This window comes from Mucilaginibacter flavus (assembly GCF_030409315.1).
Taxonomy (GTDB): Bacteria; Bacteroidota; Bacteroidia; order Sphingobacteriales; family Sphingobacteriaceae; genus Mucilaginibacter; species Mucilaginibacter flavus.
The window spans coordinates 1-23,593 of record NZ_JAUFPS010000007.1; the positions used below are offsets into that span (position 1 = coordinate 1).

The 23,593-nt window shown below is 41.3% G+C and carries 23 protein-coding genes; 11 read left to right on the forward strand and 12 right to left on the reverse strand.

The genetic code is table 11. From position 1 onward, the window contains the following. Positions 1 to 260 precede the first annotated feature (260 nt). Positions 261 to 1,322 (reverse strand): ATP-grasp domain-containing protein, encoded by a 1,062-nt coding sequence (locus QWZ17_RS01955; RefSeq protein WP_290303186.1) that lies wholly within the window; start codon positions 1,320 to 1,322, stop codon positions 261 to 263. Between the two features lie 141 nt (positions 1,323 to 1,463). Further along, positions 1,464 to 2,171: an alpha/beta fold hydrolase gene (locus QWZ17_RS01960; RefSeq protein ID WP_290303187.1), complete on the reverse strand. Its 708-nt coding sequence runs from the start codon at positions 2,169 to 2,171 to the stop codon at positions 1,464 to 1,466. Between the two features lie 161 nt (positions 2,172 to 2,332). Here QWZ17_RS01960 and QWZ17_RS01965 point away from each other — a divergent pair, with 161 nt between their 5' ends. The 4 genes from QWZ17_RS01965 to QWZ17_RS01980 all read left to right on the forward strand — a co-directional run bounded on the left by QWZ17_RS01965 (position 2,333) and on the right by QWZ17_RS01980 (position 7,342). Beyond that, complete coding sequence (locus QWZ17_RS01965; protein ID WP_290303188.1) at positions 2,333 to 3,121, forward strand: alpha/beta hydrolase; 789 nt, start codon at positions 2,333 to 2,335, stop codon at positions 3,119 to 3,121. A 108-nt stretch (positions 3,122 to 3,229) separates the two neighbouring features. After that, positions 3,230 to 5,041 (forward strand): translational GTPase TypA, encoded by a 1,812-nt coding sequence (gene typA, locus QWZ17_RS01970; RefSeq protein ID WP_290303190.1) that lies wholly within the window; start codon positions 3,230 to 3,232, stop codon positions 5,039 to 5,041. Positions 5,042 to 5,176: 135 nt separating this feature from the next. Further along, on the forward strand, positions 5,177 to 6,187 hold the full coding sequence (locus tag QWZ17_RS01975) for a LamG-like jellyroll fold domain-containing protein (RefSeq protein ID WP_290303191.1): 1,011 nt from the start codon (positions 5,177 to 5,179) through the stop codon (positions 6,185 to 6,187). 174 nt (positions 6,188 to 6,361) lie between these two features. Next, positions 6,362 to 7,342: a DUF8189 domain-containing protein gene (locus QWZ17_RS01980; RefSeq protein WP_290303192.1), complete on the forward strand. Its 981-nt coding sequence runs from the start codon at positions 6,362 to 6,364 to the stop codon at positions 7,340 to 7,342. Positions 7,343 to 7,429: 87 nt separating this feature from the next. Here QWZ17_RS01980 and QWZ17_RS01985 read toward each other — a convergent pair whose 3' ends face one another. Then, on the reverse strand, positions 7,430 to 8,905 hold the full coding sequence (locus QWZ17_RS01985; RefSeq protein WP_290303193.1) for a lipopolysaccharide biosynthesis protein: 1,476 nt from the start codon (positions 8,903 to 8,905) through the stop codon (positions 7,430 to 7,432). Positions 8,906 to 8,959: 54 nt separating this feature from the next. Here QWZ17_RS01985 and QWZ17_RS01990 point away from each other — a divergent pair, with 54 nt between their 5' ends. From QWZ17_RS01990 to QWZ17_RS02015, 6 genes are all read left to right on the forward strand, one after another. Next, entirely contained in the window at positions 8,960 to 9,973 is a 1,014-nt protein-coding gene (locus QWZ17_RS01990) for a glycosyltransferase (protein ID WP_290303194.1), read from the forward strand. After that, positions 9,970 to 10,713 carry a class I SAM-dependent methyltransferase gene (locus tag QWZ17_RS01995; RefSeq protein WP_290303195.1) on the forward strand — a complete coding sequence of 248 codons (744 nt, stop codon included), beginning with the start codon at positions 9,970 to 9,972 and terminating at the stop codon, positions 10,711 to 10,713. Before QWZ17_RS01990 ends, QWZ17_RS01995 begins: the two co-directional genes overlap by 4 nt. Continuing rightward, a complete protein-coding gene (locus QWZ17_RS02000) occupies positions 10,713 to 11,486 on the forward strand; it encodes a class I SAM-dependent methyltransferase (RefSeq protein ID WP_290303196.1) in 774 nt (257 codons plus the stop codon). The genes QWZ17_RS01995 and QWZ17_RS02000 overlap by 1 nt, the downstream gene beginning before the upstream one ends. Before the next feature lie 15 nt (positions 11,487 to 11,501). Continuing rightward, positions 11,502 to 12,401, forward strand: coding sequence for a glycosyltransferase family protein (locus QWZ17_RS02005; protein WP_290303197.1), 900 nt, complete (start codon positions 11,502 to 11,504; stop codon positions 12,399 to 12,401). A gap of 143 nt (positions 12,402 to 12,544) precedes the next feature. After that, positions 12,545 to 13,828: a glycosyltransferase gene (locus QWZ17_RS02010; RefSeq protein ID WP_290303198.1), complete on the forward strand. Its 1,284-nt coding sequence runs from the start codon at positions 12,545 to 12,547 to the stop codon at positions 13,826 to 13,828. Further along, a complete protein-coding gene (locus QWZ17_RS02015; protein ID WP_290303199.1) occupies positions 13,821 to 14,573 on the forward strand; it encodes a glycosyltransferase family 2 protein in 753 nt (250 codons plus the stop codon). Before QWZ17_RS02010 ends, QWZ17_RS02015 begins: the two co-directional genes overlap by 8 nt. Here the strand turns inward: QWZ17_RS02015 and QWZ17_RS29615 are convergent. The 9 genes from QWZ17_RS29615 to QWZ17_RS02055 all read right to left on the reverse strand — a co-directional run bounded on the left by QWZ17_RS29615 (position 14,570) and on the right by QWZ17_RS02055 (position 22,743). Continuing rightward, positions 14,570 to 14,938 carry a DUF5615 family PIN-like protein gene (locus QWZ17_RS29615; RefSeq protein WP_353959463.1) on the reverse strand — a complete coding sequence of 123 codons (369 nt, stop codon included), beginning with the start codon at positions 14,936 to 14,938 and terminating at the stop codon, positions 14,570 to 14,572. The two genes, QWZ17_RS02015 and QWZ17_RS29615, sit on opposite strands and share 4 nt — an antisense overlap. Beyond that, on the reverse strand, positions 14,938 to 15,168 hold the full coding sequence (locus tag QWZ17_RS02020; RefSeq protein WP_290303200.1) for a DUF433 domain-containing protein: 231 nt from the start codon (positions 15,166 to 15,168) through the stop codon (positions 14,938 to 14,940). Before QWZ17_RS02020 ends, QWZ17_RS29615 begins: the two co-directional genes overlap by 1 nt. Positions 15,169 to 15,269: 101 nt before the next feature. Next, on the reverse strand, positions 15,270 to 17,756 hold the full coding sequence (locus QWZ17_RS02025; protein ID WP_290303201.1) for a YfhO family protein: 2,487 nt from the start codon (positions 17,754 to 17,756) through the stop codon (positions 15,270 to 15,272). Between the two features lie 91 nt (positions 17,757 to 17,847). Next, on the reverse strand, positions 17,848 to 18,135 hold the full coding sequence (locus tag QWZ17_RS02030; RefSeq protein ID WP_290303202.1) for a hypothetical protein: 288 nt from the start codon (positions 18,133 to 18,135) through the stop codon (positions 17,848 to 17,850). Between the two features lie 5 nt (positions 18,136 to 18,140). Beyond that, the gene (locus QWZ17_RS02035) at positions 18,141 to 18,413 is read right to left on the reverse strand and encodes a DUF4834 family protein (RefSeq protein ID WP_290303203.1); all 273 of its coding nucleotides are present in this window, start codon (positions 18,411 to 18,413) and stop codon (positions 18,141 to 18,143) included. A 190-nt stretch (positions 18,414 to 18,603) separates the two neighbouring features. Then, positions 18,604 to 19,188 (reverse strand): Uma2 family endonuclease, encoded by a 585-nt coding sequence (locus QWZ17_RS02040; RefSeq protein WP_290303204.1) that lies wholly within the window; start codon positions 19,186 to 19,188, stop codon positions 18,604 to 18,606. 172 nt (positions 19,189 to 19,360) lie between these two features. Next, complete coding sequence (uvrB, locus tag QWZ17_RS02045) at positions 19,361 to 21,385, reverse strand: excinuclease ABC subunit UvrB (protein ID WP_290303205.1); 2,025 nt, start codon at positions 21,383 to 21,385, stop codon at positions 19,361 to 19,363. 368 nt (positions 21,386 to 21,753) lie between these two features. Next, positions 21,754 to 22,233, reverse strand: coding sequence for a MarR family winged helix-turn-helix transcriptional regulator (locus tag QWZ17_RS02050; protein WP_290303207.1), 480 nt, complete (start codon positions 22,231 to 22,233; stop codon positions 21,754 to 21,756). A 12-nt stretch (positions 22,234 to 22,245) separates the two neighbouring features. Beyond that, positions 22,246 to 22,743 carry a GNAT family N-acetyltransferase gene (locus QWZ17_RS02055; protein WP_290303208.1) on the reverse strand — a complete coding sequence of 166 codons (498 nt, stop codon included), beginning with the start codon at positions 22,741 to 22,743 and terminating at the stop codon, positions 22,246 to 22,248. Positions 22,744 to 22,878: 135 nt separating this feature from the next. Between QWZ17_RS02055 and upp the strand changes: the two genes are divergently transcribed. Beyond that, positions 22,879 to 23,523, forward strand: a complete 645-nt coding sequence (gene upp, locus QWZ17_RS02060) for a uracil phosphoribosyltransferase (protein WP_290303209.1) — start codon at positions 22,879 to 22,881, stop codon at positions 23,521 to 23,523. The last annotated feature ends 70 nt before the right edge of the window (positions 23,524 to 23,593 follow it).

Sequence of the window (23,593 nt, forward strand, 5' to 3'; positions counted from 1 at the left end):
TCAAAATCAGGGTTGGAATTAATTGGTTCGTTCATCAAACAAAAGTCCAACTTTTTCGCAACTTGTGTACACACAGTAGCCCATGGGAGGGGTGCGGCTGGCACTGCGCGCAAATGCAGGGAGGGGTTTCTACAGGCGATTATTCGCCATGTTAACGAATGGCTTACAAAACCCCTACCTCCTCCTTCCCCAAGGAAGGAATCGCACATTCCCCTCGCTTTTTTATAGCGATGGGTTTTAAACCCATCGCTATGGTGCAGTTATTTTTTCTTTGCCTTCACCGCCTTCTTCACTTTCCCTTCTACCTCAATTGCGTGATCAACAACGCCAACAGACACATCTGCTTTAACAGTTTTCGCTTTAACACTCACCAACGGCGTTTTTGCTGCCGATGTTTTTACATATTCGCCCCAGGTAAGGTTATCCAGACCATCCTTTTGTTTTTTGGCGCGTTCAATAGCATAATCGGCGGCGGTTTCAACCACCCATTCAAAGTTTTCCTGGCCTACGCTGGTTACTTCTGCGTCGGGCGCCGGGTTGCAAAAGTCAATAGCGTAGGGGATACCATCGCGAATAGCAAACTCAACCGTATTAAAATCATAACCTAAATATTGATTAAGCTTCAGCACGTATTCCTTAACCTTATCCAGTATTTTTTTTGATGCGGGCGCTTTGCCATGTTCGTAACGCAGGTGGTGCGGGTTGCGTGGTTCGTACTGCATAATGCGTACATGTTTGCCGCCTATACAGTAGCAACGGAAATAGTCGTCAAAAATAACTTCTTCCTGCAGCATCATTACGTATTGCTTGGTTTTGTTGTATTTATCAAAAAAGTCTTCCTTGCTGTGTAGTTGGTAAACCTCTTTCCAGCCACCACCGTCGAAGGGTTTCATATAAGCCGGGAAGCCAACGTAATTAAAAATGCCATCCCAATCCAGCGGATAGGCCAGGTTACGGAAGGATCTGTCGGTAGTGTCGTCGGGCAATTCTTTTGACGGCAGGATCACTGTTTTAGGAACCGGTACGCCTAATTTAACCGCTAATGCATTGTTAAAGAATTTTTCGTCGGCACTCCACCAAAAGGGATTATTAATTACCGCGGTGCCGCAAATAGCCGCGTTTTTTAATGCCGCGCGATAGAAGGGAACATCCTGCGAAATCCTGTCAACAATCACCGCGTAATCCAGCGGTTCGGCCTGCATTACTTTGTCAATACGTACAAACTCGGCAGTGATATTTTTTTCGGCCTTTTTATTTATCCTATCCACAAAAGCCTGCGGAAATGAATTTTCCTGTCCGAATAAGATGCCTATTTTTTTCATAGTAGTTTTTCATTTTGCAGTTGCCGGTTGCGTGTTGCGAGGTTAGCGGCTCGCAGTGCCGGTTTCCTGTTATTTTATAATGGGTGTAGATGTTGTTTTCTATCTTGACTCTTGATTCTTAATTCTTGACTCTATTTCGCTCTATTTAATCGTTGATAAATAATGCGGGAACATTTCCTTCCAGATAGGCCAGTCGTGATTGGCATTCGGGCGGATATCCAACCAATGATTAATGTTTTTTTGTGCTAAAATGTTTGATAGCTGGATATTATAGTCTTTGCAGATGTCGTACTCCGATGTGCCCAGGATGATATTCATCTGCCATAGTTCGCTCTTATTATCGCCTGGCAGGTAATCTACAGGGTTATTATAAAAAATGTCATCGTTATAAAAACCATCGGCAAACATCTTGATATCAAAGGCACCGCCCATGGTAAATAGGTGTGCCACTTTTTCGGGGTGTTTAAAGGCGAAATTGGCTGCATGATAGCCTCCGAAACTGCTACCGGCTACGGCAACTTTCCCTACGCCGGTTTCGTGCATGGCCCAGGGCGCAAGTTCATTTAAAAGCATCTTATCATACCAGCTGTAATTGCGGGCGCGGTCGGCAGGGTGTATGCCTTTATCGTACCAGGTGCGGTCATCAAGGGTATCGGGGCAGTATATTTTTACCAAACCTTCGTCGATAAACCATTTTACGCTGTCAATTAATCCAAAATCTTTATTTTGATGGTACCGGCCCTTGGTAATGGGGAAAAGAATAACCGGAAAACCCCTGTCGCCAAATACCAGCATTTCCAGGTGAACATTCAAATTTGGCGAGTACCAGCGGTGATATTTTTCGGTCAAAATGAGCGGTTTATGTTTACAATGATGTAAGTTAAGTGGTTTGTTTGAGAAAGACAACAAACTGTCAAATTAATACGTAAGCTTAATAAATAGAAAACATAGCGTACTTTTGCGCCCTTTAAAATTAACTTAACATGTATTTGGGCTGGGCTGAAACAGAGATGACTATAACTGAAAAAAATATAACTATAAATTCCGCATCACTTAAAAGGCAGGTGACCTGCACCCTTTTAATACCGGATGAAGACACACTTGCCGAACCCTTAAGCCTACTACTGCTAAACGACGGACAAGAGCTGGAAAACCTTGCCCTTACTCAAACACTTGAATACTTATATAACTACAATAAGATAAAGCCAATAGTAGTAGTTGCCATACACGCCGGAGAAGACCGCCTGCAGGAATACGGCATAGCCGCCAAACCCGATTTTAAAGCACGCGGTGCAAAGGCCGATATTTATACCCAATTTATCATTAAAGAATTATTGCCTTACATTAAACAGGAAACAGGTTTTACCGAATTTGCAACCACTGCCTATGCCGGTTTTTCTTTAGGCGGACTATCCGCTTTTGACATCAGCTGGAACAATGCCAATGTATTTAATAAAGTAGGTGTATTCTCGGGTTCGTTTTGGTGGAGGAGTAAAGATTTGACCCAAGGCTATACTGATAATGACAGGATAGCCCATACTTTGGTAAGAGGAACAACGGACAAACCTAACGTTAAATTCTGGCTGCAAACCGGTACCAAAGATGAAACCAGCGATCGCAACAAAAATGGCATCATCGATGCCATTGACGATACCATAGATTTGATCAAAGAGTTAGAAACCAAAGGATACACCCGCCCTGCCGATATACAGTATGTTGAAGTAGTGGGCGGCAGCCATAATACCGATACCTGGGGCAAGGCTATGGGAAAGTTTTTATGCTGGGCTTTTGGGAGATAGGCCACCCTTTGGTAATCTAATTGTATAAATCTTTGCGTATAAGTTGACAAAGCTTTAATTTGTCATATATTAACGTTACCTTTGCGCAAAATTTAGAGGCGCATTTTCATGCAAAAAATAAGAAACATAGCGATCATCGCTCACGTTGACCACGGTAAGACTACTTTGGTTGATAAAATATTACATGCTTGTTCTATTTTCAGGGACAACGAATCAACCGGTGAATTAATACTGGATAACAACGATCTGGAACGTGAACGTGGTATTACCATCGTTTCAAAAAACGTTTCGGTTAGGTATAAGGATGTTAAGATCAACATTATTGATACCCCTGGTCACGCCGATTTTGGCGGTGAGGTTGAGCGTGTATTGAAAATGGCCGATGGCGTTCTTTTACTTTGCGACGCGTTTGAAGGCGCCATGCCTCAAACCCGCTTTGTAACCCAAAAGGCTTTGGCTTTAGGCTTAAAACCAATTGTGGTTGTAAACAAGGTAGATAAAGAAAACTGTCGCCCTGAAGAAGTTTACGAACAAATTTTTGAATTATTCTTCAACCTTGAAGCTACCGAAGAGCAACTGGATTTCCCGGTTATCTACGGTTCATCAAAACAAGGTTGGATGAGCACCGACTGGAAAGTACCTACAGAAAACATTTTCCCGTTAATGGATGCCATCCTTGAAAATATCCCTCCTGCACCTATTGCCGAAGGTACCTTACAAATGCAGATCACATCTTTGGATTATTCTTCATTTGTAGGTCGTATCGCTATCGGTCGTGTTGCACGCGGTACCATCAAAGAAAACCAGCCGGTATCATTGGTAAAACGCGATGGTACTATTCAAAAATCAAGAATTAAAGAATTATATACTTTTGAAGGTTTAGGTAAAGTACGTGCTACAGAAGTTAGCTCGGGCGATATCTGTGCGGTAGTAGGTATTGAAGGTTTTGACATTGGTGATACCATTGCCGATTTTGAAAAACCAGAACAATTAGAAGTTATCAAAATTGATGAGCCAACAATGAACATGTTGTTCACCATCAATACTTCTCCTTTCTTTGGTAAAGAAGGTAAATTTGTTACCTCACGTCACTTACGTGATCGTTTATATAAAGAAATGGAAAAAAACCTGGCGCTTAAGGTTGTTGAAACCGAATCGCCTGATTCATACTTAGTGTATGGTCGTGGTATTCTCCATTTATCGGTATTGATTGAAACCATGCGTCGTGAAGGTTACGAATTGCAGGTTGGTCAGCCACAGGTTATCGTTAAAGAAATTGACGGTGTTAAATGTGAGCCGGTAGAAACCCTTATTGTTGACGTACCGGGCGATGTTGCCGGTAAGGTAATTGAACTGGTTACCCAACGTAAAGGCGATTTGTTGATTATGGAGCCTAAAGGCGACTTACAACACTTAGAATTTGATATTCCTGCACGTGGTATCATCGGTTTACGTAACAACGTATTGACCGCTACAGGTGGCGAGGCTATCATGGCACACCGCTTTAAAGCATACGAGCCATGGAAGGGCCAGATCCCGGGTCGTTTAAATGGTGTATTGGTATCAATGGATACTGGTAAAACCACTGCTTTCGCAATTGATAAATTACAGGATCGTGGCAGGTTCCACGTTGATCCGGGAACAGACATTTACGAAGGACAGGTATTAGGCGAGCATATCCGCGATAACGATTTGGTTATCAACTTAACCAAAGGCAAGCAGTTAACTAACATGCGTGCATCAGGTAGCGATACCAACGTTAGGATTGCACCAGCCATCAAATTCTCATTAGAAGAGTCAATGGAGTACATCCAGGCTGATGAGTACATTGAGGTAACACCACAAAGCATCCGTTTACGTAAAATCTTCCTTAACGAAAACGAAAGAAAGATAAACGCTAAAAAATTTACCAGCCAATAATAGCTGAGTGGATTTAAAATATGAAGCCCTTCGAGTATCTCGGAGGGCTTTTTTATTGTTGTAAGTTTGGCGAATTATAATGATATTTATAACAGAAAATTAACTTAATTGATTTAATATTTACTAAACCTTATTATGAAGAAAAATTACCTGCTATTGTTGGTGTTGGGTGGTATAGCTTTTGCATCGTGTACTAAACTAAACGGTCCCGACCCTGATGCGCTGCAATCTATATCATTAAGAGATACCCTTACTTTGTACAGCGGCAATGTTGTAAGCCTGGATATACAAGTAAAACCTGCGTCATTTGATACAACTAAGTTTATCTGGGGTTCATCAGATACTTCGGTTATTGCTGTTACTAACAAAGGAAAGATCACCGCGAAAAATCCGGGTACCTCTATAGTTTCGGTGAGTAATGCTGATAAAACCAAGTCGGTTAGCTGCGCGGTTACTGTTAAAGATAGTTTGAGCATAGGTTTAATTGCTTATTATCCATTTAATAATAGCGCGATTGATGCAACAGGGCATGGTTATGATGGTATAGGTACCGATTTAACAAGCACTGCCGATAGGTTTGGAAAGCCCAATTCCGCATATGGCTTCAACGGTACAAGCAGTTATATTGTGGTGCAGGATAAGCAGGTATTGCGTTTAAATAATACAGATTTTACGTTAAATATGTGGATGAACCTTGATGGATATAACAGCTCATCCGGAAGCGCTTTATTGGCAAAAGGTAATGGTCCGTATCAAAATGGCTGGAATTGTTCTGTTACCGGTTTAGGCACAACAAATACAGGTATCGGCAATGCTTTTTATAACGTATCTGGCGGCGATGATCCTCACGCCTTTGGCAACACTGTGATTGCATTAGGCAAGTGGACCATGGTTACCATCACCTACAACCTGGTGCAACAGGAAATCAGCTTTTACATTAACGGTAAATTTGATCGTTCGGTGAGTGGTATTCCTACACCAAATCCAAATACGGCGGTTAATCTTATTATAGGTAAAAATAGCTATGTCGACCCATCGGGTTTTACTCCGCCTTATTATATTAAAGGTAAATTAGATGATATTAGGATATATAATCATGCTGCAACGTTTAATGAAATAACAAAATTATATAAGCTGTCTTATTAGGTATGGGATAAATAAAGATTTACATATACAAAAAGCCTTCTTGTGGATTCAGGAAGGCTTTTTTTGTATTTTAATATTTTAATACAGAACACGTTGTTATTTATTTATATTTTAATAACATATATTAAATATAATATATGTATATATGCAATATATAAAAACCTATATAAAAAAATGAAAACCTTAAAGAAAAACGTAACACATGCCGTAGTGTGCATGCTGATGGTAGGCTCCTTTGCCTCATGCCAAAAAAACAACGACAAAAACCTTGCGCCCGCATTGAAAAATTCGTCGTCGGCAGATTTAAAAGCTAATGCTTTGAGTACTTACACCGCTGTAGAGGTAGGTGCAACAACTAAAAAAGGAACAAACACTATTGATTTGTTTGGCAGAAGCACAACCAACACCTTATTGCACAAAAGCTGGACAAGCGCCGGCGGATGGACTGCCTGGGAAGATCTTGGCGGTAGCATTGTATCTGCACCGGGCGCGACTTCAAGAGCCTCAAACGTGTTGAACGTTTACGCGCAAGGTTCAAATGGCCATTTAATGCAAATTTATTGGGTTGACGGCCAGGGCTGGTCGCAATGGATTGATTTGGGTATCAGCATTACTTCAGCTCCTTCAGCAGCTTCTAAAACAGCTAATGATCTTTCTGTTTTTGCAAAAGGCACCAACAATAACCTGATAGAGCTTACCTGGCTTTCAGGAAGCGGATGGGGACAGGTAATTGATCACGGTGGTAACATTACTTCGGCACCAGCTGCAATATCAAGAAGCTCAACCACTATCAACGTGTATGCAAAAAGTGCCAGCAATACCCTTGCTCAAATTTATTATGCAAACGGTGCCTGGTCGGCATGGACTGACTTAGGTGGCAGCATTACATCGGCTCCAACAGCAGTAGGTCGTACCGCAAATGACATCAATGTTTATGCAAAAGGCGCGTCTAATCAATTGATGCAAATTTATTGGACATTGAGCGGCAACTGGTCGGCATGGATTGATCTTGGTGGCAGCATAACTTCTGCACCGGCAGCTGATGCCCGCTCTGCAGATGCTATCAACGTATTTGCATTATCAAATGCTAACTTAATGCAAATTTACTGGACAACTACAGGCGCATGGTCACCATGGTTTAATATGGGCCAATAAGCCAAAGAATATTATTATTAACAAAAAAGCAGGGAGATTTAATAGTCTCCCTGCTTTTTTATAGAGTGAGGTTTTGTGTAAATAATATTACCTTTTTATCTTGTTGATAAGATTATTGATAATGATATTAATGTCATCGGATAGTTTTAGGAAGTAAATAGTAGGAAGATAAATTATAGTTATAAACGCGGTGCGCGCTATAGTATCAATAATAAAGTTTTGAATATGTGGAATTATCCATACCGAAAGATAATATACCAGCACACCGGTTACAATGGCCAGCAGGCTTTCAATTTTAAACGGCTGCATTTTAAATTTTATGAGGATGAATAAGTATCTGAATAAATTAAAAATGAAGAAAGTAATAGCCGAAGCTATAGCGGCGCCTGTAATACCATAAATAGGTATCAGTATTAAATTGGCTATTACAATTACACCCACCAGCAGTACATTAAATAAAGAATCGTACTTGAAATATTTTGAAGTTGCCAGGATCACCAGGTTAATACCCGTTGCCGAGTCAATAAAGAAGCCCAGGCTCACAAAAAATATGGTGTATTTTCCGTCTTTAAACTCCGGTGGCAGCATCGCGAAGATATTATCCACATTAGCCCAGATCAATATAAATAAAAACAGGGAACTAATGAGCTGGTTTACACAACTCTTTTCATAAACCGACCGGATATTGGCCATGTCGTTTTTTTTCCAGGACTCGGCTATAACCGTGTAAGCAATACTATATAATGCCCGCGAAGGGAGCGAAATAATGATACCAAAATTAAAGGCCCACGAGTAAACCCCGGTATGGTTTAATCCCAGTTTTTTTGAAATTAAAATATTATCAATGTTTTGAATAATTAAAGGAGACGCGCCGGTTAGTATAGTAAAAAAGCAAATGCCTACCAGCTTGCGCACCATATCTTTAGTCAAAAACTCCAAGTTGGGTTTAAGCGAAAATTGATTGTCTTTAATTAACCGGGCAATGATTAATCCGGTGGGGATAATATTGGCAAGAAACCAAAGTATCATAAAGGTATTAAAGCTTACCAGCTTAAAATAAACAAGCAAAACGGTAATCAATACAAAAATCCTTTTAGTAAATTCCCTTAGTATAAGCCCGGTAGTCATGTTGTAAAGCATGCGGGCATATAAATCAAATACGTTAAAAAACAGGGTGAAAATGGTAAGCGGTACCAGGTACCAGTAATATTGTTCAAAAAGGATGCTTTTTTGATTGCGGCCAACCAGTTCATCTTTGTATACGTAAGCTATTGTTATAAATAATATACTGCCCACTGCCGATATAGCGCACGATAAAAACAAGTAACCATTGTGCTTATTTTCTTCGTTCCTGAAATAAGGGAAATACCTTGCTGTGCCGTTAAAGCCCATGATAGAAAACTGGGCAAACATGAGCGATAAAGAGCCTAATAACGAAATAAGGCCAATTCCCTCGGCCGATAATGAATGGGGTTGAATAATGCTTACTGTTAAAAAACCAATTAATATACCAAGGTAGGAGTAGATAGAACCTTTAATGGTTTGCTGTTTTATTATGCCCATTCAGTTATTTAACCGCTGTGTTGTATGAAGTAAAATGATAATTTTGAACTGTACATGGCAAATATAAAATATAAAGTGTGTGTGTTAACGCTCACCTATGCAAATAGGGGGCAATTTTTAAACCAGGTGCTTAAACGGGTGCTGTCTTTTGAGCAGGTAACCCAGGTGGTGGTGGTAAATAACGCATCCGTTTATAGTGTGAGCGATGATGTAGCGCAACTGGGCGATGACAGGGTGATTGTTTTAAATAATGCCGAAAATATAGGATCGGCAGGTGGTTACAAACAGGCTATTGACTACGCTTACAAAAACACCGACGCTGATTTTATCTGGCTGCTTGACGATGATAACGTGCCCCAGGAAAACGCCATGCCCGGTTTACTGCACATGTGGAGCGATATACCTGGCGACAATGATAAAAAGGCCTTGTTTTGCCTAAGGCCAGATAGGATAACCCACGTTAAGATAGCAAAAGGCGAAGACCCGTACAGGTACTACTTGGTGCGGGATAATTTTATGGGCTTCAATATATTCAGGATACTGCTTAATCAATATTATAAGCTGCGCGATAAAAAGAAAGATGACAGGCCTTTAAAAAAGTATGTGCAAATGCCTTATGTGCCTTACGGGGGCTTGCTGTTCCATCGGTTAATGGTTGATGTGATAGGCCTGCCCAATGACGATTTCTTTTTATATGTAGATGATTCTGAATATACCTATCGCATTACGCAAAACAAAGGGGCCATATGGCTGGTGCCGGAGTATAAGGTAATAGATGTAGATCAATCGCAGGGGATAGGCTATAAAAAGAGACTTTTTCACTCGCATTTGCTTGACGAATGGAGTTTCAGAACCTATTACTCGGTAAGAAACAGGATGTATTTTTATACCAGGGTTGCGGTTTCAAATAAATTAATGTTCAAAATAAATAAAGGGCTATATTTAGGCTATTTATTTATAGTAAGTTTGTTGACTTCAAAAACACAACAATATAAAATGCTGGTATCGGCGGTTAATGATGGTATTAACGGAAAGCTGGGAAAAGCAAACGCGGAAAAATTTCAATGAGTGAATTACAAAGGTACCACATGATACAGGCTTGTATCGATGTGATCAGGCAAAAGAAAAAGAAAGTAAATTATTTTGAAATTGGGGTACAAACCGGTTTTTGTTTTTTTAAGATCAAAGCCGACAGAAAAATAGCTATCGACCCTAATTTTATCATCAAGATCACCAAAAAGGTAAAAGCATATTACCGAAACCTATCTAATTTCAATAACCGTTTTTTTGAGCTTACCAGCGATGATTTTTTTGAGCAAAAAAGCGATTACATCAAAAAGATTGGTGGTATTGATGTGATATTTATTGACGGCTTGCATTTATATGAGCAGGTGGTTAAGGATATTGAAAACTCGCTTCAGTATTTGAATAAAGGCGGAGTGATATTGGTTCATGACTGCAACCCTTTATCAGAGCCTGCCGCTGTAAGGGCCTACACATCTGAAGAAGCCGCGGTATTGGTGGGTTCGCATCCGCAGTGGATCAATCAATGGAATGGCGACGTTTACAAAGCTATTGTAAAGCTTCGTTCAGAACGGAAAGATTTGAATATAACCGTAATCAACAGCGACCATGGTGTGGGCATCATACGCCCCGGTAAACCCGAAAAAGAATTTTCATTTGCCGAAGGCGATATGGACAAACTAACCTATGCCGATCTGGACAATAACCGCGAAACTTATTTGAATCTTAAATCGCCAGAAACATTTGCTTCTTTTGTTAAGGAGTTGGAGAAGGAGTTTAAATAATGCAGGATTCAATTATAGGCGGCGATTATAAGACCGCGTACGATCAATTTTATCAAAAACACGATGAAGCCTGGCGCATGCTTGGCGCAAAGTATAAGGCACAGCATATTATTGATGTTTGCAAAGGGTTAACTTTTAACAAGGTGCTTGAAGTTGGCGCGGGAGATGGGAGCATTTTGAAAATCCTGTCCGATCATGATTTTGCACCCGAGTATAATGCCGTCGAGATTTCTGAAAGCGGTGTGCAATACATACAGTCAAGGGCTATCAAAAATTTAAAGTCGGTACAGGTATTTGATGGCTATAAATTGCCTTTTGAGGATGATAGTTTTGATCTGATCATCTTATCCCACGTATTAGAGCATGTGGAGCATGAGCGTATTTTGCTGCGCGAGATAAAACGTGTTGCAAAACGTTGCGTAATTGAAGTACCCCGTGATTATAAAACTGGTGTGGATACCCGTATCAAACACTTTTTGGCTTATGGACACATCAATGTGTATACGCCAACATCGTTACGGTACCTGCTTAGTACAGAAGGGTTTGTAGTTGAAAACGATCTTACTTCAATGATTGAGCCCGAGGTAACTAAATTTAATAGCTACGTTAATCAGAAAAAAGCGAAGAGCGTTTTGAAGGATTTACGCATAGCTGTCGAGTTTGGCATAAAACAGGTGTTAAGCAAAGTGATGGGAAAAAAGGTGAGTGAACAATTTGCAAACGCTTATACCGTTTTGTGTAATAAAGCCGAAAAGCAACCCGAATTATTTTGATTTTTTGTTTGCCCCATGCAAAAACTTGCCCCTATTGCCCTGTTTGTTTACAACCGGCCCGATCATACGCGTCGTACCATCATCCATCTGCAAAAAAATGTACTGGCAGATGAATCCCGTTTATATATTTTTTGCGATGCCCCCAAAACAGAGGCTGATCGCGCAGCGGTTGAGCAGGTAAGGCAGGTTGCTAAAGAGACTACTGGTTTTAAGGCGGTAAAAGTTATTTTGCGTGATCATAACCTCGGCCTGGCCGAATCTATCATTAGCGGGGTTACCCAATTGGTTTATGAATACGGTAAGGTGATTGTTTTTGAGGATGATTTGCTGTCGTCGCCCTATACTTTACAATATTTCAATGAGGCGTTAACCCGCTATGCCAGCCAGGATAGGGTGATGCATATTGGGGCTTACATGTATAACCTCAAAGAGAAAGACCTTCCCGAAACCTTTTTTTACCGTGCGGCCAGCAGCTGGGGCTGGGCAACTTGGGCACGCGCCTGGGATAGCTTTGAACCCGATATTGATAAATTGATAGTCCAGTTTGATACGCTTAAAATTGTCAAGTTTTCTATTGAGGGCAAAATGAATTTCTGGAAACAGATTCAGGAATTTAAAGCCGGCAAAAATAACTCCTGGGCTATTCGCTGGTATGCCTCTATTTTTTTAAAAGGCGGCTTAACGCTAAATCCGGCCCGGTCGCTAATTAACAATGTTGGGCACGATGGCACCGGGGTGCATAGCAATAAAGAAAATATGTATGATGTGCATATTTCACAACAACCGGTAAAAACATACCCCGATGTAATTGAGGAGGATGAAAAAGCATATCATGCTATTAAACATTTCCTGGCACATCGTAAGGGTAGTTTGCTGCAAAGGGCGGTTAGGTTTGTAAAACAACGGATAGGATAATTGGCCTTAGACTTCGCGCATTCTGCTTTCAGCTTCAATATGATAGACAATACATTAGCCATTTACCTTTCATCTTTCGCCTTTCACCTTTCGCCTTTTATCTTTCACCTCCAATATCATATGAATAAATGTATTTTTGAGGCATGTTAAAAGTAGTGCATCTGAATACTTATGATGGCAATGGCGGCGCCGGTCGTGGTTGTATGCGCTTAAACCGTGCATTGGTTGATAGTGGCGTCGACTCAAAAATGATAGTCCACTATAAATTTGGTGTCACCCCCCAGATAGGCACTTTTAATACCAATAGAGTTCAAAAATCGGTTGCCGCTTTTAAAATTATACTGGAGCGTATCCTCGCCAAGCGTTTCCTGAAACCCTTGCGCACACCTTTTTCATTTGCCTGGTTTGGCAGGTCGGTTATACATCACCGCGATGTAAAAAATGCAGATGTGATCCATTTGCACTGGATCAACCACGGTTTTCTTGATCCTAAACACATTGCCGAAATAGCCAAATTAAACAAGCCCGTGGTTTGGACTTTTCACGATAGTAATGCCTTCACTGGCGGCTGCCACGTGCGTTACACCTGCGATCATTTTACGCGCGAATGTGGTAATTGTCCTTTGCTTATCAATGCATCGGATAATGATATCTCGCATAGCATCTGGCAGCAAAAACATAAGGCTTATGACACTTTAAATTTCGCGATAGCCGCGCCAAGCTCCTGGATGAAAAAGTCGGTTGAGGCCAGTAGTTTGATGAAGGGCAAAGCTGTGCATCAAATCCCCAATACCTTAGAAACAGACATTTTTAAACCTACCGATAAAAAGCTTGCAAAAGAAAAGGCTGGTTTGCCCGTAGATAAATTCATTTTCCTGAGTGGCTTTATGCCATCGCGTAAAGATTTGCATAAAGGTACCCAATACCTGCTGGAAAGTATGGAGTTGTTGAAACAACGCTTAGGTGTTGACGCTGATAAAATTGAACTGGTAGTTTTTGGTAACCGTGGCACCGAAGGCGTGCCCGATTTTCCTTTTAAAACAAGTTTTTTAGGTACCATCAATAATGATGAACAGTTGGCCCTGCACTACGCTGCCGCTGATGCCTTTTTAATCCCCTCACTGGAAGATAACCTGCCCTACACTGTAATGGAAAGCCTGGCCTGCGGTACGCCTGTTATAGCATTTACAACGGGCGGCATTCCGGATATGGTACAACATGAATACAATGGGTATCTTGCAACCTATCGTTCGACAGAGAGTTTTACAGACGGCATGGAATGGGTTATTAATTACGCCGATCATCATCAACTGCAACAACAGGCCCGCCAAACGGTAATGGATACGTTTAGCGAGAATGTTATTGCCAAAAAACATATCGACCTTTATAAAAGTCTGCTAAAAACACCTGGAGGTACCGATGTTTAATCCTAAACTAAGCGTTATTAACGTAGTGTATAACAACGTGCGCGATATTGAACGTACCATGCTTTCGGTTTTAAATCAAACTTACACCAATATTGAATATGTTATTGTTGATGGGTTATCCAATGATGGCACGCTGCAAATAATAGCGCAATATAAAGATCGCGTTAGCCAGTTCATTAGCGAAAAAGACAAAGGTATATACGATGCCATGAATAAAGGCCTTGCCATGGCCACAGGGGATTATGTGATCTTCATGAACTCTGGCGATGAGTTTTACGACCGGGAAACTGTGAAGTCGGTTTTTGCAACATCCCCTGATGCTGATATTTACTACGGCGAAACTGAAATGATAAACGATGCAGGCGAAAACCTTGGGCAGCGCCGGCACAAAGCCCCCGGGCAATTTACCTGGCGCGGGTTTAAATATGGCATGAGCATCAGTCACCAGGCTATTTACATTCGCAGAAGTTTAGCAGAACCGTACGATAGCAGGTATCAGTTAAGTGCCGATATCGATTGGATTATCCGGGCGGCTAAAAAAGCTAAAACGATAGTAAATGTAAACCGCTATGTAGCAAAGTACCTGGTTGGCGGCATGTCAAAAACAAAACATCGCCAAAGCCTGCAGGAGCGGTTCAGTATTATGAAAGAAAACTACGGTTTGATCCCGACTGTTTTTAATCATTTTGTGATTGCTTTTAACCTGGGGTGGTATTGGTTGAAAAACAGGCGGACCAATGATTAGTCGTTATAATCGTTGTATATAATTCTTTCTCTGCTTATCTCAATATAAAATACTTTTTTTTGAGATAGCTGCAAAATCAATGACAGATGTTGATTAAAAAGTATAATTAATTCACTATTAGAAATATTGCCTAACGTTATTCTGATTAACTTTTTGGGAGTTTTATTAATGAAGTGTGAGTTTTTGAAATCTTCGTCTTTAGTGACAACCACCCAATCGTTGAAATCTGCATATTTACAAATCTCATTATCTGTTGTATTCCACTTTTGAAGTATTTGGTTAACATGAGTTGATGAGCAATTATCCTGATTGTTTAGAAACTTAGATAAGCTGATAGGTAAATGAACATCTATTAAAAAATTCATTAATAGACCTCTTCTAATGACTTGCCAGAAAGTGAAATTTTAGCATAAAAAAGCGATGCCTGTATATCCTCTATTTCTAACTCCGGGTGGTCGTTTATAATATCGTCAAACGACATGCCTGAAGCAATCAAATCGATGATTACCTCAACAGGCCAACGCATATGACGAATGCAGGCTTTGCCGTGGCATACATTTGAATCAACCGTAATTCGTTCAAGTAGATTGCTCATATGTAAATTTACATAATACTTATTACTTAAGCTATAAACAAGCACAAAAAAGGCGATGAGGGTTACCCATCGCCTTTTTCAATATAAAAGCTAAAACTTTTTTAAGCCTTTTTACCCGCAGGTTTAACTGCCGGTTTCTTTTTGTTTTCGGTATAAGCCGCGCCGCCAAGGGCAAGCACTAATAAAAGTGATCCTGCTAATGAGATATTTTCACCGGCGTAGTATGATGTAGGGTGGAAGGTAAATTCAATTTTGTGGTTACCAACCGGGATCACCGCTGCGCGTAATAAATAATCGGCACGGAAATATGGTGATTCTTTACCGTCGATGGTCATCGTCCAGCCTTTGTCGTAATAAATCTCAGAGAATACCGCTATTTGAGTAGCAGTTGAACCACTTTGATATACCAGGTGCTCGGGAGCGTAGCTTGTTAACTTGATAGTTGACGCCGGATCTGAGCCCACCGTTTGGCCATCTGTGAAGCTTTTGTATTGTTTATCAACAATAGCTTCGTCCTTTGGCGAAAAGCTGCTGATCGCCTGCATTTCCTGGTCGGCATTATCTGCAAATTTTACGCTTTTTACAAACCACGCGTTACCGCAGGCGGTTTGGTTTGTGCGCATTGCGGCGTTGCCTGTTTTAGGGTCGGCGGTAATAATGTATTTGGTGTTCAGCATATCCAACACATCCTGGTTTACGCTTTTGCTAAACTGGTTTTCAATCAGTTCATCAAACCTTCTTAACCTGGCCGAGTGGAAACCACCAACGGTTTTGTAAAAGTAAGAAGAGTGCGAATCATGGAATGGGTCGCCGCCGCTCATGTCAAACACCCTGAAGTTGGGGTCAGAATCTTTCATGATAAACTCATCAACCTCGCGCGGGGTGTATTGCTGCGCCAATTCTGATTTATCTACAAAGTTGGTGTCTTTTAGGTAACGTTTATCAACGCCCCACATATCAAACAAAATAATTGCTGCCAAAATCCAGGCCGCCATGTTTGCTTTGATCTTTTCTTTAACAATTAACCACAACAGACCGGTAGTTAACAATACAAATATCAACGAACGGATAGCGTCCGCGCGCTCAAGACTTATCCTGTCATCAACTAATGAGCTGGCAACTTTATTGGCCATTTCGCTGTTGCCTTTAAACATCTGGGTAAGGTTGGCAATAAAGCCCAGGTTATCATCTGTTTTAAAGCTTAAAATAGCATCAGGGATGGCTATCAGTAACAATAATAAACCACCGGTTATGAAGAACGCTATTTTACCGCGTTTAAATATCAGCGCTCTATCGGTACTGGTGATTACTTCATTTACGGCAAGTAATGCCAGTATAGGGAAGCAAAATGCTGCTATCACCAATGTAGATTCAACTGCCCTGAACTTATTGTACATAGGCACGTAGTTGAAAAAGAAATCGGACAGGAAGGGCAGGTTTTTACCGAATGATAGGAACATGCTTAGTAAAACAGCACCAACTATCCACCATTTAATGCGGTTTTTAACAATTAATAAACCCAGTACAAACAAGAAAAATACGGCTGCACCAAAGTACCATGGCCCAAATGTGCTTGGCTTGTTACCAAAATATAATTGTTGTGATACAAAGCCATTAGCCTGGCCCGGATCAACACCGGCATCGGTAAGGATTTTTACTGCTTTTGAATCATCGCCAACTACGGTGCTTGTGCCGCCACCATAAGCGTTAGGCACCAGGAAAGTAAGGCATTCGCCTACGCTTTGGCTCCAGGTATAGGCGTAATCTTTATCAAGGCCATGGTTTGGTCCGGCGGTGCCTTTTGAAGTTAAGTTTGCTTTACCACGGATGGTGTACTGGCTGTACTCGTAGGTTGTCCAAAGGATGCTTGCGTTTACAGCTATGGCAAGTAACACAGCGCCAACTAAATAAGCAGTAGCTTTTAAGAAGGGTTTGGTTTGTTTATCTTTTATAGCATGGTAAAGTTCAATACCTAATAAAATTGCAATGGCCAGTAGCAGGTAATAAGTCATCTGCACGTGGTTGCTTCTTATTTCCATTGCCAGCGCAAATGCCGTTATAGAACCGCCTAAAAGGTATTTACCACGTAAGGTTAAAATAATACCTGCAAGTATAGGCGCGAAAAACGCTATTGCATAAGCCTGGTTAGCATGCCCGGCCGTAATATAAATGAAGTTATAGGATGAAAACGCGAAAGCGATAGCACCCGCGGCGGCCAGCCATGGTTTTAACTTTAAAACGCTGAACAGCAGGTAAGCACCCAAAAGGTATAGTAAAACGGTATCAACCGGGTTAGGGAAAACCGCTTTTAAAATATTAATAACGTGCGATGTGATGTTTGAAGGAAACGCCGCCCAGATCTGGTACGCTGGCATACCGCCAAACATCTGGTTTGTCCACAAAGGGGCTTTGCCGGTTGCTGCCTTAACATCGTTGATCTCTTTTTGCATGGACTGAGCCTGCAATACGTCGCTTTGTATTAAGGCTTTTCCTTGTATCAGGGGGCTGAAAAAGTAGGCAAAGGAAATTGCTACTAAAATTGCTACAATAATGAGGTGAACACTATTACGCTTGAACCAGTTATTCATTTAAATTTTTTGAATGGATAATATAATCCTCAAAAATAGAAAATTGGTTGAGATTAGGAATTATAAGTTACAAAGGAATTACATAGCCGTTTTAGCACCGGCCACGCATCACAAAAAAGAAAATGAGCATAATTACCAGGCTTAACAGGTAGGCAATAACCTGGCCTTTGCCATAGTCTTCGCGGTATTTACGCAAATTGAAAAAGTTATAAACAGCCAACGCGCCAACAATAAACCAAAAAGGATTGCTTATTTTATTGCAGGTAACAAACAGCTGGGTAGCGGCAGCAAACACAATAAAGTTTGCAATAATCAAACTTATTGATTCTGGCGTGTTGTTGTGGTTCGGGCGGCGTTTATAAACCTGATCTGGCAGCATGGATATTATTTTACTTCTTCGTAATCAACAAATTCGCCGGCGCTATCCGGTAATTTGCCTTTTTTTCTGCCTTCGGGTATATAATCAACTTTTACAGCGCCATCGGGCCTGTTTTGCTGGCGTTGATAGTTGTTGTTGTGATAATTTTGTTGTTGTTGTGCCTGTTGCTGCGCTTTATTAATAACACTTTGAAATAATGCAGGTATAAGGTACCGCATTAAGCTGCGGATAATGTACAGTACACAAATTGATATGATCAGGAAACGAATTAGTAACATCTGATTAATTTTAAGCTTACAAATATAAGCATATAACGGTAAAATTGTTTTTTAGATGTATTCAGATGTGCAAATGACAGTTAGATGTGCAAATATGCAGATTTCAGATGTGCAGATGAAAAATCTTTCAATCACTATACAGCTAAATACATCATTTGCATATCTGCACATCTGAAATCTGCACATCAGCTTAATTATCTGCAAATACAGTGTCAAGGTTTAATTCAAAACCGGGTAATATTCCTGTAGTGATGATATCGCCGGTTGTCATCAATTTTGATGGTTGGTATTCTCCTGATACCAAAGTGTATTTTAAAAAAGTTTTATCCTGGGGAGATACAATCCAATATTCTTTTACGCCCGATTCTTCGTACACTTCATATTTATTGCGTAGTTCTTTTTGATTGTTTCCGGGCGAAAGTATCTCCACTGCGATATCCGGCGCTCCCGTACATCCCCGGGCGTCTACTTTTGAATGATCGCATATCACGCACAAATCCGGTTGCACAACGGTGAATATCTTTTTATCATCATTCTCTCCTTTTCTTGGTAACCTAACATCAAAAGGCGCTGTATAAGCCTGGCACGATTTGTCTTTCAGGTAGGTGTATAGCTCGCCAGATATTCTCCAGGAAATTCTTTGGTGATTTGATGCTGGCGCAGGCGTCATTTTAAAGATTTTACCTTTAATCAGCTCAAGCCTGTCATCAAACGTCCATTGAAGATAATCGGCATAAGAGTAGCTTTTTGAAAGATCAAGATCTGATAGTTGCATAAATTACACTTTAATCAAAAATAAAGAATCAGATGTGCAAATGTGCAGATTTCAGATGTGCAGATAAAAAAAATGTAATCATCTCATCTCAACACAAACAAAGCATCTGCATATCTGCACATTTGAAATTTGCACATCTTCCCAGTCATCTGCATATCTGCACATTTAAAAATTAAAACTTCTCTTCCATCATTTTTTCCAACGCAAACATTTCATCACGCAGCTTGGCGGCCAGCAGGAAATCCATGTTTTTTGCGGCGGCAAGCATTTCTTTTTTGGTGTTGTCGATAGATTTTTTCAAGTCGGGCTTGGTCATGTATTGTACTATAGGGTCGGCGGCAAGGGTTGCAAAATCTGCTTCTACATAAGCTTTTTGTACACCACCCTGGAAATCTACCACCGATGTTTGTTCAATAATTTCCTCGCGCGATTTACCAACGGTAAGCGGAGTAATGCCATGCGCGGTATTGTAAGCAATCTGTATTTCCCGGCGACGATTGGTTTCGTCCATCGTAATCTGCATCGAATCGGTGATCTTATCGGCATACATAATTACCCGGCCACGGTCATTACGAGCGGCGCGACCAATGGTTTGTATCAACGAACGTTCTGATCTCAGGAAACCTTCTTTATCGGCATCAAGAATAGCCACTAACGATACCTCGGGTAAATCCAAACCTTCACGCAACAAGTTGATCCCTATAAGTACGTCAAACTCACCAAGGCGTAAGCCTCTCAAAATCTCTACCCTTTGCAGGGTTTTAACTTCGGAGTGGATGTAGCGGCATTTGATGCCAAGGCGGTCCATGTATTTGGCCAGTTCTTCGGCCATGCGTTTGGTAAGGGTGGTAACTAATATGCGGTCGCCCATTTTAATGGTGCGGTCAACCTCATCCAGCAAATCATCCACCTGGTTTATTACCGGACGAATTTCGATGATCGGGTCCAACAGGCCGGTAGGTCTGATCACCTGTTGCACTACGACACCTTCTGATTTTTCCAGTTCAAAATCGCCGGGCGTAGCGCTTACATACACCGTTTGCGGGGCCAGTTTTTCAAACTCCTGGAAATTAAGCGGACGGTTATCCAAAGCTGCCGGCAAGCGGAAACCGTAATCAACCAACGACATTTTACGCGACCTGTCACCACCGTACATCGCCCTGATCTGCGGTACCGTTACGTGGCTTTCGTCAATCACCATCAGGTAATCATCCGGGAAATAATCTAATAAACAGAAAGGGCGTGCGCCGGGCAACCTGCCATCAAAAAAGCGGGAATAATTTTCAATGCCCGAGCAGTAACCAAGTTCACGAATCATTTCCAGGTCGTAATTAACCCTTTCTTCCAGTCGTTTGGCTTCCAGGAAACGGCCATCGCCTATAAATTGCTTTTTGCGGGTTTCCAGTTCTTCCTGTATAGCCCAGATGGATTGCAGGAAACGCTCGCGCGGAGCCACGTACAGGTTAGCAGGATATAGCACCATATGCGTCATTTTTTCGACGGTTTTGCCGGTGCCTACATCAAAAGCGCTTAGTTCTTCAATATCATCGCCAAAAAAAGAAATGCGGTAAGCATGGTCCATATAAGCGGGGAAAATATCAACTGTATCGCCTTTTACCCTGAAGGTACCACGCTTAAAATCGGCAGTGGTACGTGAGTACAATATCTCGACTAATCGATGTAAAAAAGCGTTCCTGCTGATGCGGGTACCAACCGCGAACTTAAATACCGATTGGGCAAAATCCTCGGGGTTTCCCATACCATAAATACAGGAGATAGATGATACCACAATAACATCCCTGCGGCCTGACATGAGGGCAGAGGTAGTACGCAAACGAAGTTTTTCAATTTCCTCGTTAATCTGTAAATCTTTTTCTATGTAAGTATTGGTAGTGGGTATAAATGCCTCGGGCTGGTAATAATCGTAATAAGATACAAAGTAATTTACAGCGTTTTCGGGGAAAAACTGTTTAAACTCGCCGTATAACTGTGCCGCGAGGGTCTTGTTATGGCTTAGTATTAGCGTAGGCTTTTGTGTTTGCGCGATAACATTGGCCACGGTGAAAGTTTTACCAGATCCGGTAACACCCAAAAGGGTCTGGAACGGATCGCCATTGTTTACACCCTCAACCAGTTGCCTGATGGCCTCGGGCTGATCGCCGGTGGGAGAATATTGAGATGTTAAATTAAAATCCATGTGTAATGTAAAAATACAAATAATCCTTCAATAGGGTTTACAACTCAAAATAAGCCCATGATAATGACAACAGTATGTCAACAGGGGTTTATTGGCGATGTTTTGTTTTTATGATGATAAGGGGGGATGTTAGAAATAAATAAAATGGGGCGGTGGGGCGTGCGATTCCTTCCTTGGGGAAGGAGGAGGTAGGGGTTAAATCAGGTATTCGTTACCATGGCATATAGTCGCTTGCAGAAACCCCTCCCTGCATTCGCGCGCATTTCCAACCGCACCCCTCCCGTGGGAGGGAATTAAAACTTCAAAATAGGAATGGGTTTTAAACCCATCCCTATTTTGAAATGATAGTGGTGTTATATTGGAATAATTTACCTCGCCCCCTTCAGCCGTTGCGCCCTTGCAAAAAAACTTTGCTCAGTAATTTGCTCTTCCACCTCGGTAATGGCTTTCATGAGGTTGTTTTGGGTATTGGTAAGCTCGGCAGCGGCGGCTTTTATAATTTCCCAAATGGGTTTCATACGTTCCACCAATTCCTGGCCTTTGGTGGTTAGCACAATGAGCCGTTTGCGTTCGTCGGCTTTATCTTTTTTTGAGCGGATGAGTTTTTCTTTCTCCAGCTCTTTAAGCAGACTAATGGTGGATGGATGCGTATAACCAATTTCGTTGGCAATTTCAACCACGCTTAAAACGGGTTTAAAATGCAGGGTATAAATAACCGGGAACCATTTGGGCTCAAAATCGATGTTGTTGGCTTTGTAAATCAATACCCCATCTTTACGCAGGGTATCGGCAAGGCGTTGCAGCCTTGTCGATATCGCTAAAATTCCCGATTCGTCAATAACGTTCATTTGTTGCATGGGTTAATTGCCCAAATGTAACTCATAAAAAATATTATCGGCACCCATCATCGGGAATGATTTGGGTAGGTCTGTTTTTAATAATTGCGTGAAGCCATTTTTTTCATAAAAACGATGTGCTGCTTTTAGCATATCAACTGTACCCAGGTAAATAGCATTAATTTGGTTTTCCTTGCAATAATCTATCAGCGTATCTAACAATAATTGCGCTACGCCCAGCTCCCTGCCCCGGTATTCTTTGCGTACAAACATTTTGCGTAACGCGCCTGCATTGTCGCCAATGGCAATAATGGCTATGGTACCAACCAGCTCACCATTATGAAAAGCGCCCCAGAAGTTGCCGCCGGTTTGGTGGTAATTGGTTTCAATATCCAGCAAGTCGGGCTGGCCTTCCAGGGTTACCGGTACGTTAAATTCTATTTGTTGTATAGGAAGTATGATGTCTATGATTTGCTCGCAGTAGCTATTGTTTAAAGTACTTACCTGTGTTGTAGTATCCATAATGTTTTAATTTATGTACAAATCTACGTAGTTAACTACATATATTCAAATGAAATTAGCTTGAATTAAATATTAGCCTTTGGTTCTTAGAAAAATAAAGTAAACCACTTTTGTTTAAATACCTTAATTTTAAGCATGATTTTCGTCCTGAACAGAACCAACACTATAGCTAATAAATTTTTGGCCGAATTGCGCGATGCCGTAATTCAGCAGGATAAAGCCCGTTTTCGTGGTAACCAGGAAAAGCTGGGCGAGATATTGGCCTATGAACTCAGTAAAAGTCTGCATTATGAGGCTGTAGATGTACAAACACCCCTGGGCATTGCCAATATTAATATACCTGCCGATAAACCGGTGCTGGCTACCATACTACGTGCCGGTTTGCCATTTCACCAGGGCTTTATGAATTACTTTGATCAGTCAGATTCCGCATTTATTACCGCTTACCGTAAGGTAAAAAGGGGCGGCACGTTCATGATCCAGGTTGATCATATTTCGACACCAAACCTTGATGGAAAGATTTTGGTGATTTGCGATACCATGCTGGCCAGCGGGCAAAGCCTGGTATCGGTTTGTAAGGAGCTGATGGCGCAGTACAACATTAAAGAGCTGCACATCGCATCAGTAATAGCCAGTACCGTAGGCATTGCTCATGTACGCGCCAACCTGCCGCATGCTAAAATTTGGGTATGCGCTGTTGATGATGAAATGACCAGCAAAGCTTACATAGTCCCAGGCCTGGGCGATGCGGGGGATCTGGCGTTTGGGGAGAAGGTGTAATTTTGATTTTTGATTTCGGAATTGGGATTTCGGATTTATAATTTCGGAATTATGGTTTAGAATTTTAAGT

Excerpts from the sequence above, each read along its gene's own strand:
- QWZ17_RS01975 (WP_290303191.1), top strand. The coding sequence starts at position 5,177 with ATGAAGAAAAATTACCTGCTATTGTTGGTGTTGGGTGGTATAGCTTTT.
- typA (WP_290303190.1), top strand. The coding sequence starts at position 3,230 with ATGCAAAAAATAAGAAACATAGCGATCATCGCTCACGTTGACCACGGT.
- QWZ17_RS29615 (WP_353959463.1), bottom strand. The coding sequence starts at position 14,938 with ATGAATTTTTTAATAGATGTTCATTTACCTATCAGCTTATCTAAGTTT.
- QWZ17_RS02040 (WP_290303204.1), bottom strand. The coding sequence starts at position 19,188 with ATGCAACTATCAGATCTTGATCTTTCAAAAAGCTACTCTTATGCCGAT.
- QWZ17_RS02055 (WP_290303208.1), bottom strand. The coding sequence starts at position 22,743 with ATGGATACTACAACACAGGTAAGTACTTTAAACAATAGCTACTGCGAG.
- QWZ17_RS01990 (WP_290303194.1), top strand. The coding sequence starts at position 8,960 with ATGGCAAATATAAAATATAAAGTGTGTGTGTTAACGCTCACCTATGCA.
- QWZ17_RS02030 (WP_290303202.1), bottom strand. The coding sequence starts at position 18,135 with ATGCTGCCAGATCAGGTTTATAAACGCCGCCCGAACCACAACAACACG.
- QWZ17_RS01980 (WP_290303192.1), top strand. The coding sequence starts at position 6,362 with ATGAAAACCTTAAAGAAAAACGTAACACATGCCGTAGTGTGCATGCTG.
- QWZ17_RS02035 (WP_290303203.1), bottom strand. The coding sequence starts at position 18,413 with ATGTTACTAATTCGTTTCCTGATCATATCAATTTGTGTACTGTACATT.
- QWZ17_RS02000 (WP_290303196.1), top strand. The coding sequence starts at position 10,713 with ATGCAGGATTCAATTATAGGCGGCGATTATAAGACCGCGTACGATCAA.
- QWZ17_RS01985 (WP_290303193.1), bottom strand. The coding sequence starts at position 8,905 with ATGGGCATAATAAAACAGCAAACCATTAAAGGTTCTATCTACTCCTAC.
- QWZ17_RS02020 (WP_290303200.1), bottom strand. The coding sequence starts at position 15,168 with ATGAGCAATCTACTTGAACGAATTACGGTTGATTCAAATGTATGCCAC.
- QWZ17_RS01995 (WP_290303195.1), top strand. The coding sequence starts at position 9,970 with ATGAGTGAATTACAAAGGTACCACATGATACAGGCTTGTATCGATGTG.
- uvrB (WP_290303205.1), bottom strand. The coding sequence starts at position 21,385 with ATGGATTTTAATTTAACATCTCAATATTCTCCCACCGGCGATCAGCCC.
- upp (WP_290303209.1), top strand. The coding sequence starts at position 22,879 with ATGATTTTCGTCCTGAACAGAACCAACACTATAGCTAATAAATTTTTG.
- QWZ17_RS01955 (WP_290303186.1), bottom strand. The coding sequence starts at position 1,322 with ATGAAAAAAATAGGCATCTTATTCGGACAGGAAAATTCATTTCCGCAG.
- QWZ17_RS01965 (WP_290303188.1), top strand. The coding sequence starts at position 2,333 with ATGACTATAACTGAAAAAAATATAACTATAAATTCCGCATCACTTAAA.
- QWZ17_RS02010 (WP_290303198.1), top strand. The coding sequence starts at position 12,545 with ATGTTAAAAGTAGTGCATCTGAATACTTATGATGGCAATGGCGGCGCC.
- QWZ17_RS02015 (WP_290303199.1), top strand. The coding sequence starts at position 13,821 with ATGTTTAATCCTAAACTAAGCGTTATTAACGTAGTGTATAACAACGTG.
- QWZ17_RS02025 (WP_290303201.1), bottom strand. The coding sequence starts at position 17,756 with ATGAATAACTGGTTCAAGCGTAATAGTGTTCACCTCATTATTGTAGCA.
- QWZ17_RS02050 (WP_290303207.1), bottom strand. The coding sequence starts at position 22,233 with ATGAACGTTATTGACGAATCGGGAATTTTAGCGATATCGACAAGGCTG.
- QWZ17_RS02005 (WP_290303197.1), top strand. The coding sequence starts at position 11,502 with ATGCAAAAACTTGCCCCTATTGCCCTGTTTGTTTACAACCGGCCCGAT.